Here is a 13,424-nt window from a genome sequence, read left to right as displayed (position 1 = left end):
AGCTTATAAAAGTACTATAAATAAAGCCAAGCTACAAATTCAGCAAAAAAAAGGATCGACAACCGCCGATCCTTTTTATATAATTGATTGATTATTATTTTATAACCATTTTACTGTTATATATTCCTTTTGAAGAGCTTATGCTGATAACATATACTCCTTTAGGTACATTCACATTCAGTTCTTTAGTATTATTTCCTTGGCTCTGATATGCTGATGAGTAGATTAATCTTCCACTTGAATCAAATAAAGTAACTTTTACCTCTCCTTTTATATTCTGAGACTTGATAAAGAAATTACCGTCACTTGGATTAGGATATACTTTAATATCATTCGCCAGCGGAGAAGATACTTCTTTAGTAGATAGACTCTGAGTCTCCTGTGTACATACTTCCAGTGACCATCCTGTAATACTTCCTGCGCTTCCAAGATAATTATCTGATGCAAAAAGCTTCCATTCTCCCTGAGCTTTATGTCCTTTAAATATCCCTAAAGATTCAAACGATTTGGTTTCTCCCTGAACCGGTGAAGCACAAGCAACTGCACTACCTGTATCACTGAATGAAGCCGTAATGCCTGAGGAGTTATTACATTGGCGATTCCAAACAAGCGCTGAAGAGCCTATCGGGCTTTCAATTCCAATAGATACATGTCTCACATTCGGATGGGTAACCGTTGGGGTAACCTTAATTTTAGTGATCGTTCCTGTATTATTTACCATTAATGGAATGGTTACTTTAGGGGAAGATATTGGGTTTCCTCCTACTCCACCAGGGCCATCAATAATCGCCACCGGATCACCGTTATAAGTATAGGTATTACAATTTTCTCCTATCACCGAATAATCAATGACAAAACTTGGGCTTACTGCATAATAAACATTATCAACGGCTTCCACCATAATAAAAGCATTGGCAGACATAGAACCTGTTGGAATTGTTACTTGCTCAGTCCCATCATTAGGAGTATTCGCAGCAATTACAGTAAATGTTTTCCCTCCGTCTTTAGATAATTTGATATTAACATTTGCTGTGTTAATCGGAGCTTGATTAGTGTTGGCAACATCCCAGGTTACATTGAATGTATTTCCGGAACTTAATGACTGTCCAAATGCAGGTGCTGTTATTTGAAACGGCCCAGCCGATGCGTTTACAGTGACTACCATCGCATCTTTACTTGTTTGTGGATCGGTAGGACTATTATTCCTTGCTGTTAGGGTAAAATTGAGGCTTCTAGCTACACCTGAAACAGACTCCCAGCGAGTAGTAAGCACTCCTGCTAATACTTTATTAAAATCAGGAAAGTATCTGATCGGATCGATGATTGGTGATAAAGATCTAAAGTTCGGCCCGGCAGGTTTTGCAAGATAAGCAATAGAATTGGCACCCACTACCGTACTTCCGGCGGCATCCATCTGTTCCCATGTATACGTATAAGATGAACTATTTGCATCAGACGTTGTTCCTTTCAGAACAAAAGGGGTAGATTTTGGAATAATATAATCTGCTCCGGCATCCACCGTTGGGGCAGCTGTTGCGAAAGGGGTATTCACCCCACAGGTAACTCCATTTATTTTATTCTTAATCTCCGTTACATTAAAAGTGTGGTAATAATCATTGGAATTAAACTGAACATCTGTATTACCTCCTGTAATTCCAGTATATGCCATAATTGTAGTTCCACTTCCTGGCTCAACTTCTGAAGTACCTGATCCATTTAAATAAGAAGAAAATGTATGATTGGCACCTAATTGATGTCCCATTTCATGCGCTACATAATCGATATCAAAAGTATCACCCTCCGGAAAATTACACGATGTATATCCCGCAGCTTTATAAGTACCGCATATTACTCCTAATCCGGCAACGCCATTGGCACCTCTTTTATCAAATAAATGTCCCATATCATAATCTTCAGCATTAATGCGTGTAGATATCGCATAATATGCTCCTATATGATCATAATCATTTGTATCGTCTGTATCTGATTCATCAAACGGATCTGTAGCAGGATCTAAAAATACGATCAGGTCGTTATTGCCAATCAGATTAAAGTGCAGCGATAGATCTTTTTCAAAAACAGCATTCATTCTTGTTAAGCTGGCATTCATTGCGGCCAATACGACTCCTTTTTTCTGTGCATCCGGAGCATTCGCCGGGGTTCCTGCAGCATTCAGATGATACTGAGCATATTCTCCTGTACAGGTAATGGCAAGTCTGAAAACATTAAACCCTGCCGTCTTTTTATTTACTGTATTTTTTTTTTCGGCAGCTGCTTTTTTTATCCCTTCATCCATGGTAGAACATTCAAAAGGTTCCTTCTCCTGCCCTCTTCTGGCATTGGAATCAAAAACGGCATATACTGTTCTGTCTTCTGAATAAGGTTCAATAAATTCTGTTATTCCGGAACGGGTAATCATAGAGGAAAAACCAACCGGAGACAGACTGAATCTCAGGTATACAGAAGGGTCTTCCAGTGCGGTTCCCACATAAGATTTAATATCCGGATACTTTTTTTGCAATTCCGGCGCTAAATTGGAGTATTCCCAAACCTGGAATTTTTCTAATCCGCCTTTGACAGTAGGAAGAGAAATAACAGTTCCTTTAGGGCTTGAAAAACGAGCCGGAGCCTTTTCCAAAAGTAACTTGAGCTGATCTGTATTCAGCGAATACAATCCGGAATATTCGAGCTTTTGTTGTGATTTTTTTACTTTCTGAGCTCTAAGTTCGGTTCTTGTCCACTGTGAAAATCCAAAGAAAGGAATCATCAGTATAAAAATTAAGAAATAATGTTTCATATCATTGTAGGGTTTTGTTTTTCACTAAATTATAAAAAAAATCAACTGTATTTTATATTTTTTCACAACATCATGATTTTTTTTTTTCATTTTTAAAAATGCAAGGATATAGTGGTACTTTGCAAGATATATTTGGATGAAACTTTAAAAAATTTTTATCTTTGAGGTTTAGGAGCTGTAAAATGAAAATAAACTTACCTGATAAACTGTATTATTCTATAGGAGAAGTCGCTAAGGCCTTCGATGTAAACACTTCATTAATACGCTATTGGGAACAGGAATTTCCTATTATCAAGCCTAAAAAAAATAAAAAAGGAAATCGTTACTTCACTCCTGAAGACATCAAGAACTTACAGATGATCTATCATTTGGTAAAAGAAAAAGGCTATACATTGGATGGAGCTCGTGTTGCTTTAACTACCAATAGTAAAATTTCTGAAACCATCACCATTATTGACCGTCTAGAGTTTGTAAGAGCTGAGCTTTTAAAGCTGAAAGAATCGCTGGGTGATAAAGATTCTGAATAAACTCTCAATATTTCTTTAAATAATTCTCTGTTAAAGGAGATAAAACATTAATTTTTAAGAGATTAAAACTTTTTATATTTTAAAATCAACCATTCAAGCCTTCCCTCTTGTGATACATGGTTTTTATCAATATGTTTATACACATGATGAGAAAAAACTATTACCAAAAACTGGCTTTTATGGTCACTTTACTGGCTATACTATTAGCTTTCCAGAAATATACCAGCAAGGATAAAGAGCCTTTTCCTGAGGTGAAGTTTATTGCTGCTCCTTCCGTTTCTGCAAATTTATCAGATTTTGATCCTAATATTTTAAATCGGGAGCAATGGCAAAAGCTTGGTTTTTCCGAAAAACAAATTTCCACCATTATTAAGTATAAAGATATTGTAGGAGGAACATTTACTTCAAAGGAACAGCTGAAAAAATGCTATGCTATTTCCCATGAAAAATTTGAAGAACTAAAGTCCTTCATTCTGCTGCCTGAAGGTTCAGAAAAAAATAATCCCAAATATTCCCAAAGTTTTGCCAAGAAGGAAATTATCGTATCCAAAAAATTCAATCCTGATCTCTTCATTGCTCAGGAATGGATCAAAATGGGATTCAGCGAAAGGCAGGCGGAAGCTATTTTAAAATATAAAAGCTATCTGGGTGGGAGCTTCATCAGTAAAGAGAAATTCAAAGAATGCTTTATTATTTCTCCCGAAAATTACAATACATTGGAACCTTATCTTCTTTTACCGAGAAAAACTCCGGAGAATTTTAAGGCTTCCGGAACTCAATATCCGATAAAACCCAAAGTACAATACCATCCTTTTGATCCTAATCATCTTGATGCTGATGGGTGGAAAACATTAGGTTTTACAGAAAAACAAGCCCATACGATCATCAATTACCGGAATAAAAATCTGCGAGGCAGTTTCAAAAACCTTGATGATATTCAAAACTGCTTTGTTATTACTCCAGAGAAATTTCAGGAAATGAAACCTTTTATCAAACTTAATCCTGAAATGATGATAAAGAAAGAGGAAATTAAGCAGGAAAAAACAGATTTTTCAAAAACAGATCTCAACACCATTACGTTTAAACAGCTTATAGAGTTTGGTCTGGATGAAAAAAGCGCCGGTTCAATTATTGGTTTTAGAAAAAAATTAAGAGGTTTTGTGAATAAACAACAGATTTTGGACACCTACAACATTGATAAAGAAATAGTTCAGAAATTAATCTCTATAGCTCCATTGGATACCTCTGGTGTTCCTAAATATACTCTGGCAGATGCTCCCGAAGAATGGCTAAAGGATCATCCTTATTTCAAATATTCTGCTGATAAGATTATATTCTATCGGATTACCTATCCTGATGATAAAAAGATATTGAAATTTTTAAAATTAAAACCTGAGCATGAAGAAAAAATGAAATTATATTTAAAATAATCCCAGTATCATACAAAACGATCCAAAATAGCAAATACTGTCTTGGATCGTTTCTATTCTTAAATATGTCTTTACATTTTTAGTGATGCATATAGCTGCTGGGGCCGTTGGTTCCTTCAATAGATTCTGGAAGTATTCCATATTTGGAACGTAAATTAACGGTTCCTAGTGTTTTTCCGGTCTCGATTTCAATGACACTAATAGTTCCGGAATTTAAGTTAGGAATATTCAGTAGGTTATTTTGTACTGCTACAACTTCTTTTCCTTTTTTGGTCTTAAAGAAAACCATATGATGTGCCCCTTTATCTGCAGTAAGGGTTTTTAAAAGTTTCAACTGTGGAAGATTACTGATATCAAAGACCAAGACTTTTCCCGGATCTGCAAAACTTACATAAAGCCGGTTGTTATCATCAATATACATTTCCAGAGTCCAGCCTAATCCTTGGGTGCTTCCATCAAATATTTTAGTGAAGGCATCGTATTTTTTGGTTGTAATATTGTATGGAGCTATCCAGATATCTCCTCCAAGCATCGTTGTGGCAAGTGCAAATTGAGGAAATTTTCCACGAAGCAACAAAACTTCAACAGGGCTGGACAAATCTGTTGGTGAATCTGCCACCTGGTAGGTTTCTTTTACTTCATAAGTATTCAAATCTATTAAGGTACAGGTATTACCAAAACCACTGGTAAGATCAGGATGGATGGTTGAAGTTACCATCATAAGTCCTTTTTCTTCATTAACAGAAATACCATGTGGATACATAATAAATTTATTAGGATTATCCTGAATTGGAGCTTTAATGGTCTTGATAAGCTGATTATTATTGGCATTAAAAACACCTACACTGCCATCTTTCAATCCTCCTGCCCCACCCATAAAGGTCATAAAGAATCTTCCGTCATTGGTAAAAAATAAGTTTTCACCTACTGTATTTTCACCGGTATCAATAGGTGTTGCGCTTACTAATTTGGGTTGCCCAATTTGATCTTTTTCAGTTTTTACCTGATAAAGATAGCTACCTCCTAAAGCTGTTGTATAGAGTTTGTTTGCACTCTGGTTATAATAAATATGGTGAGGCAGGACACCTATACCTAATTCAAGCTTACTGCTAATATTTCCAAAATTGGGAGCTTCGGGATCGAGCTCTATTACAGCTATTCCATCTGACTGTCCTGTTAGGCTTCTATAGTCAATATAAAAAGCTGTATCGTGTGGAATCTCTGGATGGTTGTCGTGTTGACAATTTGCAGTGATCATCAGAATAATGATCAACAAGGGAACTTTGTTGAATTTTAATTTCATGATTTTCAGTGATTTAATTATATACATTATAAATATATAACATAATTTTAATAAAACTGAAAATATTACACAATTTAGTGATTATTTATAAATAACAATCTTGTAAAGCCTCTTCAATCCTTTCTTTTTCACAAAGAATAAGTCAATTACCCAACGGATCATAAAAAAAGTAGGAAAATATTTCCTACTTATCCTATATAGTTTTAATTCTATAATAATCTTAATCGATCGTTTTGCTTGAGTCTGTGAGCAAAGTATTTAATGTATTCAGCTCATCCTCGGTTAAATCTCTCCATTTTCCGATGGGAAGATCCAATTTGATATTCATGATACGAATTCTTTTCAGTTTTTTCACTTCATAGCCTAAGTATTCGCACATTCTACGAATCTGTCTATTCAATCCCTGAGTAAGAATAATTCTGAAATTCATTTCATCGATTTTCTCTACCTCACATTTTTTGGTAACAGTATCAAGAATTGGAACTCCGTTTCTCATTTTTTCAAGGAATCTTGGAGTGATTGGTTTATCAACTCGTACCAAATATTCTTTTTCGTGATTATTTCTTGCGCGTAGAATTTTATTTACGATATCACCATCACTCGTTAAAAGAATAAGACCTTCACTGGGCTTATCCAATCTTCCTATTGGGAAAATTCTTTTAGGGTGATTGATATAATCTACGATATTATTCTTCTCACGCTTGGTATCTGTAGTACATACAATGCCTACGGGTTTGTTGAATGCAATATAAACAGGCTTTTCCTGAGGTTCTCTGATAGGCTTTCCATCTACTTCTACTACATCTTCATCGGAAACTTTGGTTCCCATTTCCGGAACTTTCCCGTTGATCTTTATTCTTCCTTCTTCCAATAGCTTATCAGCTGCTCTTCTTGAACAGTAGCCTACTTCTGATAAATATTTATTAATACGTGTCTTTTCCATTAGTTTCTACCGCAACCGGTATCATTTTATTCGCCTTGAAATCTAAAATCATTATTTAAAAACTGATCTGTGGCATCTTCAATTTTATAATCTCCGATTTTCGTTCTTCTCAACTGTGTCAGATAAGCTCCTACTCCCAACTCCTGCCCGATATCATGGGCAAGGCTTCTGATATAGGTTCCTTTGGAACATCCCACTGTAAAGCTTATCAAAGGAAAATCTATTTTTATATCATTGAGATAATGAATCGTGGTTTTTCTGGATTTCATTTCTACCTCTTCTCCTGCTCTTGCCAGATTATAGGCTCTTTCACCATCTATCTTTATGGCTGAGTAAACAGGTGGTTTCTGCTCAATTTCTCCTACGAATTTCTCCAAGGCTTCTTTTACCTGTTCTTCTGTGATATGCGTAATATCCTGATGAAGAATTTCCGGCTTTTCAGTGTCATAAGACTCTGTTTGTACTCCTATTTTGATCTCCGTCCAATATTCTTTTGGAGCATCCTGGATTTCAGGGATCTTTTTGGTAAATTTTCCGCAACATACAATCAGAAGTCCTGTAGCTCTGGGATCCAGGGTTCCTGCATGTCCGATTTTAAATTTTTTAGGAAGATCAAACTCCCTTTTAAGTTTATATTTCATTTTATTGACAGCCTGGAAGGAAGTCCAATCCAAAGGTTTGTCTAATAAAAAAATGTGTCCTGATTTCAGTTCTTCAGCAGTCATGAATGAGTATAAAAAAGAGGAATTTCTTATTTAAAGAAATAAAAATAAATTAGTAAGGCGATTCCCACAAAGATACGGTACCATCCCCAAGGTTTGAAACCATACTTATTAAGCACTCCAATGAATGCTTTAATTGCAATAAGAGCCACAATAAATGCGACAACATTTCCAATAATGAAAATCATAATGTGATCCTGAGATGCCATGATCATTTCATATCCTTTCTGTGGATTCGGAGTTTCTTTACCCCAAGTTTTTACAAAAACAGAATATACGGTTACCGCCAGCATAGTAGGTACCGCAAGGAAGAAAGAAAATTCAGCAGCAGCTTTTCTGGTAAGCCCTTGTGCCATTCCTCCAATAATGGAAGCCGCACTACGGCTGGTTCCCGGCATCATTGCCAAGCACTGCCAAAATCCTATGGTCACTGCTTTTTTTATCGTAATTCCTTTTTCGTCATCAATGGTAGGATTCTTAAACCATTTATCGGCAAATAATAAAACAACTCCTCCTAAAACCAATACTGAAGAAATAGCAATCTGATTTCCCAGAACGGCTTCAATTTTATCATCAAATAAATATCCTAAGACCAGTGCAGGAACAACTGCAAAGGCTAGTTTAAAATAAAACTGAATATTATTCAGATCAAAAAATTTCTTCCAATAGGCCACAACAACGGATAGGATCGCTCCAAACTGAATGGAAACCTGAAACATTTTCAAAAATTCATCATCAGGCATTCCCAATAGATTAGCTGTGAACCCCATGTGCGCCGTAGATGAAATAGGAAGATACTCCGTTAATCCTTCTACAATGGCAATAATAATTGCTTTAATTAAATCCATATTCTTTTACCAAAATTAAAAGATTAAGAGATTGAGATATTTAAAGTACAGGACTCTAAATGTCTTAATCTCTTAATCTCTAAATATAAATTTTTGTTTATTTTCTTTTTAAAATAGCGTAGACTTCTATGACAAAACCTATCACAACAAATAACGGTGCAATTCGGATTCTTCTGATGGAAAAGATATCATCATTCCACGAATTAGGGTCAAATTTACCATCTACAGTATTAGCATCAGCTCCCATCATCAAAAGAAATCCAACTACAATAAATGCCAATCCGATCAGCATCCATTTAAAGTTCTGCTGTCCAAAATAGAAAGTATTTTCCTGTGGCGCTTCTGCTTCGCTTCCAAAGTTTGAAGCAGAGAATTTATTTGTTTTTTTGCTCATTTTTAAGAGTAATATAAATCGTCAACGTTTGATTTTAAGAATCTCCATGTAGCGAAAATAGTACTTAATACAGAAATAAAAATTCCTACACCCAATACTAACACTACCAACCAGAAATACTGATTATTGTCCTGCACGAAAGCCGATCCGATCTGGCTTGTGAAATAATACCAAACCCCACCTAAAGCAAGAAGACCTATGAAAGAACCGATAGCTCCCAAAACAATTGCTTCTACAATAAAAGGTTTAAGAATAAATCTTCTCTTCGCTCCTACCAACTGCATAGTTTTGATAATAAACCTCTTAGAGAAAATTTTCAAACGAATAGAGTTGTTGATCAACACGACTGCTAATACTAAAAACAATAGTGAAAATCCAAAAATCCATTTTAAAATTCTGCTCAGATTGTTGTAAACGTCCACCATCAAAGTACTATCATTCTTCACATCAATGATACCTGGAACAGATTTGATGACCTTGATTGCCTCATCAATTTTCGCAGGATCTACATATTCAGGTTTTAAAGCTACTTCGATAGATGATGGGAAGATATTTTCTTCAAACAATGCATCACTATCAATACCCATACTTTTCTTAGCTTCCTTAGCGGCCATGCTTCTGGAAATATAGGTTGCTTTTTTTACAGGAGCTAACGTCTGTACCTTTTTAAAAGTTTCTTCCTCTAGTTTTGCAATTTTTACAGAGTCTTTAGCATCATAGTTTTCATCAAAGTAGGCATTCACCACCAATTGTTCTTTGATATAGTCAGAATACTTTTGGGCATTAATTAAAATAAGCCCCATTAATCCCAACAAAAATAGCACTAAGGCAATACTTATCACTACTGTAATATTGCTGGACCGAAGCCTTTTCTTATTAAACTCATCTACAGATTTAGCCATTAATATTAAAATTTTTGGCTAAAATAGAAAAAATCTTCCGAAATTTGGGAACGAAAAAGAGAAAATCACTGTTAATAAAATCATAAAAAACATTGAGTGTAAAAGCAAAAAAACATCTTGGTCAACACTTTTTGACGGATGAAAACATCGCAAGAAAAATTGTAGAAGGTCTTAGTTTTGAGAACTATAATAACATCATGGAAGTAGGCCCAGGAATGGGAGTTCTTACCAAATATCTTCTGGAAAAAGATCAAAACATTTACCTTGCAGAAATCGATACAGAATCTATAGAATATCTGAAAAACAATTATTCGAAGGTTACAGAAGATACTTTTGTAGGAGATTTCCTGAAACAGGACTTTAATTTTATTAAAGATGAGCAAATTGCCATTATAGGGAATTTCCCCTATAATATTTCTTCACAGATATTATTTCAGATCGTTGATTACTATGAATTGATCCCTGAAATGGTGGGAATGTTCCAAAAAGAAGTAGCCGAAAGAACAGCTGCTGTACCCAGAACTAAAGATTATGGTATCCTTTCGGTTCTTATCCAGGCTTATTATGATGTATCGTATATGTTTACAGTACATGAGAATGTCTTTAATCCTCCGCCAAAAGTAAAGTCTGGTGTAATCCGTCTTACAAGAAACCCTAAAGAAGGTTTAGCAGGTAATGAAGTTCTTTTTAAGCAGATTGTAAAAACAGGTTTCAACCAAAGAAGAAAGAAACTATCCAATGCTTTAAAAACTCTAAATATTCCTGAAGCTTTAAAAGGTCATGAATTTTTAGATAAAAGAGCGGAAGAACTCAGCGTATCTGATTTCATTCACTTTGCCAACCTTTGGAAAGAAAACCAATAAAAATACATAACAAAAGCTCCTTATGATAAGGAGCTTTTTTATTTGTAATATGATAAAAATAAGACCTCTCTGATTGAAAGGCCTTACATTATTATATTATTCTCTGTTCTTCAGCATGATCCAACCAGACCAGCTCATCTGAGCTTTGGATTTTGGATATTCATAGGTAAACTTATACCAATACGTTGAAGAAGGTAACCTCTTTCCTAATACAGTACCGTCCCAACTTGGAGTTTCTTTTGTAAACTTGAACATCTCAACTCCATATCTATCATAGATTGAACCGGTAAAGTTCTTAAACTGACCTAAAGATTTCAGATCCAATACATCATTAATTCCATCGTTATTAGGAGTAATTACATTACTGATCTGTAAAGTAAAGAAATCGAAAGTTCCTATACAGTGAGTTCCTACTCTTCTTATCAGAATGGTATAATTGGTATTATCTAAGAGTCCGGAAAAGATATTGGAGTCCTGCCATGTAATTCCATTATCAATAGAATATTCCAGAGTACTTGGAGTATTATTCATTGGTGGATTTTCTGCGGTAATCGTTAAGGTCTTTTTAGAAGTTTCATAGTTTATTGCAGTTACATAAGGAATTCCTGCACCTCTTACTTCTGCAGAGAAGGTTTTTTTACAATATCCATTATCAATTTCAACGGTATAAATTCCCCATTTTTCTACATCAATCTTCTGTGTAGTGGCACCTGTATTCCACTTGTATTTATATTTAGGACCTGCTCCTGCATCAAGGGTAACACGATCTCCATCACACATTTCAACATCGGCTAATGTGCTTTTAATTTCAGGAACCACTTCAATTCTTATAGTGGCTGGGTTTAGAGATTTACATCCTTTTTCTCCTATTGCATATACATTAAACACGGTAGTTTGATATAAGGTAACTATTTGTATATTACCTGTTCCCGGGAAGTTATCCCAAAGATAAGTATTTCCTCCCTCACCGGTAAGTGTTACTGTTTCCCCCGGACATATTTGCATACTGGATGCTTTTACTTTAGCGACAGGGGTTTCTTCTTTTAATAATTTCAGCTCTACCAATTTACTACAGAAACCACCATTTGAAACTACCACATACAGTATTTGACCATCGGTACCGTTATAATTCAGAATATTTTGGATATAATTATTATTCTCGGCAACGGCATCCGCCTGTTTTTCATAAAACTTAAATATTGCTCCCGATGTTGTACTAATAATTGGTTTAATGGTACTTAAATCGAAAGTCGTAATATCCGGGGTACTACAAAGCAATAATGTAGCATCATTTGCTTGAGGAGTGGTACCTCCATGAATTTCTATCGAAGCTTTACCAGGGCATGGATTTCCAGGGACACTTACTTCAATGGTATAAGTTCCAGGTTGAGTAGCCGTAACGGTATTACTTGCGGCATTAGGAATTAAGGTTCCGTTATAATACCATTGGTACAATAAATTAGGGTCATTTACAGAAGCTGTAAGCACCTGAGGCACATTATCACATACATTAATATCACTAGGCAGTTTTGTTCCACCAGGGCCTAATAGATCTACTCCGATGTTAAATGAACCTCCTTCTAGAAATACTGCAGAATCATAACTATGGTCAAGATAATCTGCAATAACCATCTTAAAATGATATTGCTGCCCTGCCATTACGTCTGCTACAGCAGTAAGCGGAACTGTTCTTCCATTAAAATTCGTTTCAATATTGGCTGTATTGTACCCTCCGAAATATTGTTCGTTCACCGCTCCACAAGTGGTTCCGATTGCTGGGTGAATATTGGTGATACTTACCGGGCCGGCACCTCCAGGTAATATGGCCATATTTGTGTATGGCCCACCTGATGAAGGCTTCAGTAATATAACAAATGCATCGGCATATTTACAAGGAAAGGTTCCAGTATACTCTTCAGATGCAATCAAATAGTTGAATTTAATTTGAGAAGTGGTAGGAACAAAGTCAAATTCCAAAAGTACGGCATCATTTAAGTCGCCTGCAGGAACTCCAATAACTTGTGCAAGGTCAGAATCAGTTCCACCTCCGTTGGTATCACTATTACTGGATTCAAAAGCATTACCTGCCTTTCTTGCATATCCTGTAGACAGTACAATCCCATCTTTAAAAGGAAATTTCGTAGTTCCTTTATGAAAGTATCCCCAAGCTCTGTTGGCATCTCCCGGGCTATGATTAGGAGTAATTTTTACATTCGTAACATTCGGAGTGATACAAGTATTGGTTCCGGAAGAAATCAATACATCTTTTACCAGTTTTTCTATAGTAAAAGCTGATTCCGGATATCCCGGAGCATTTACATCAATAAAAGCGCCTGCTTTTTTAGATTGAGTAGTCGCTTGTTTCTTTAGCGATTGTCTCGGCTGTTGATTTTGAGAAAATAAAGAATTTGAAAAAAATAAAAAAAACAAACAAAGCGGTAGGTATCTTATCATAATATTCTTGTTTCAACAAATTTAATTTTTTTTTAAATATCTCATACACATATTTACATTTTTTATAAAAAACAATAACATTTCAGCCAACAAAACAAAACTATAGACAATAACACTCATTTTAACAAAATGATAATACAAATTAAAAATACAATTTATAAAATTCACCAATATTCGAAAAACATTTTAAAATACAAACAACATTCTCCTCTAATAAACAAACAAACCCCTCATGATCGAG

The 13,424-nt window shown here is 35.3% G+C and carries 11 protein-coding genes; 3 read left to right on the top strand and 8 right to left on the bottom strand.

From position 1 onward, the window contains the following. Positions 1 to 94: 94 nt before the first annotated feature. Positions 95 to 2,797 carry a reprolysin-like metallopeptidase gene (locus GTR01_RS05120; RefSeq protein WP_160136790.1) on the bottom strand — a complete coding sequence of 901 codons (2,703 nt, stop codon included), beginning with the start codon at positions 2,795 to 2,797 and terminating at the stop codon, positions 95 to 97. A gap of 182 nt (positions 2,798 to 2,979) precedes the next feature. Here GTR01_RS05120 and GTR01_RS05115 point away from each other — a divergent pair, with 182 nt between their 5' ends. After that, on the top strand, positions 2,980 to 3,324 hold the full coding sequence (locus GTR01_RS05115) for a MerR family transcriptional regulator (protein ID WP_160136789.1): 345 nt from the start codon (positions 2,980 to 2,982) through the stop codon (positions 3,322 to 3,324). A gap of 143 nt (positions 3,325 to 3,467) precedes the next feature. After that, positions 3,468 to 4,754, top strand: coding sequence for a helix-hairpin-helix domain-containing protein (locus GTR01_RS05110; protein ID WP_160136788.1), 1,287 nt, complete (start codon positions 3,468 to 3,470; stop codon positions 4,752 to 4,754). A 79-nt stretch (positions 4,755 to 4,833) separates the two neighbouring features. On the opposite strand, the gene GTR01_RS05105 is transcribed toward GTR01_RS05110, so the two are convergent. From GTR01_RS05105 to GTR01_RS05080, 6 genes are all read right to left on the bottom strand, one after another. Beyond that, complete coding sequence (locus tag GTR01_RS05105) at positions 4,834 to 6,057, bottom strand: YncE family protein (protein ID WP_160136787.1); 1,224 nt, start codon at positions 6,055 to 6,057, stop codon at positions 4,834 to 4,836. Positions 6,058 to 6,277: 220 nt separating this feature from the next. Further along, entirely contained in the window at positions 6,278 to 7,000 is a 723-nt protein-coding gene (gene rluF, locus GTR01_RS05100) for a 23S rRNA pseudouridine(2604) synthase RluF (protein WP_160136786.1), read from the bottom strand. Between the two features lie 26 nt (positions 7,001 to 7,026). Beyond that, complete coding sequence (gene truB, locus GTR01_RS05095; RefSeq protein ID WP_160136785.1) at positions 7,027 to 7,725, bottom strand: tRNA pseudouridine(55) synthase TruB; 699 nt, start codon at positions 7,723 to 7,725, stop codon at positions 7,027 to 7,029. 26 nt (positions 7,726 to 7,751) lie between these two features. Beyond that, the gene (locus GTR01_RS05090) at positions 7,752 to 8,570 is read right to left on the bottom strand and encodes an undecaprenyl-diphosphate phosphatase (protein ID WP_160136784.1); all 819 of its coding nucleotides are present in this window, start codon (positions 8,568 to 8,570) and stop codon (positions 7,752 to 7,754) included. Between the two features lie 97 nt (positions 8,571 to 8,667). After that, positions 8,668 to 8,964, bottom strand: coding sequence for a DUF3098 domain-containing protein (locus GTR01_RS05085; RefSeq protein ID WP_160136783.1), 297 nt, complete (start codon positions 8,962 to 8,964; stop codon positions 8,668 to 8,670). Between the two features lie 2 nt (positions 8,965 to 8,966). Next, the gene (locus tag GTR01_RS05080) at positions 8,967 to 9,866 is read right to left on the bottom strand and encodes a cell division protein FtsX (protein ID WP_160136782.1); all 900 of its coding nucleotides are present in this window, start codon (positions 9,864 to 9,866) and stop codon (positions 8,967 to 8,969) included. 92 nt (positions 9,867 to 9,958) lie between these two features. On the opposite strand from GTR01_RS05080, the gene rsmA reads away from it, so the two are divergent. Next, complete coding sequence (gene rsmA / locus GTR01_RS05075; RefSeq protein ID WP_160136781.1) at positions 9,959 to 10,729, top strand: 16S rRNA (adenine(1518)-N(6)/adenine(1519)-N(6))-dimethyltransferase RsmA; 771 nt, start codon at positions 9,959 to 9,961, stop codon at positions 10,727 to 10,729. 96 nt (positions 10,730 to 10,825) lie between these two features. Here rsmA and GTR01_RS05070 read toward each other — a convergent pair whose 3' ends face one another. Beyond that, positions 10,826 to 13,183: a choice-of-anchor L domain-containing protein gene (locus tag GTR01_RS05070; RefSeq protein WP_160136780.1), complete on the bottom strand. Its 2,358-nt coding sequence runs from the start codon at positions 13,181 to 13,183 to the stop codon at positions 10,826 to 10,828. Positions 13,184 to 13,424 lie beyond the last annotated feature (241 nt).

It is taken from the genome of Chryseobacterium sp. c4a, assembly GCF_009900745.1.
Taxonomy (GTDB): Bacteria; Bacteroidota; Bacteroidia; order Flavobacteriales; family Weeksellaceae; genus Chryseobacterium.
This window is presented reverse-complemented; position numbering and strand designations above follow the sequence as displayed.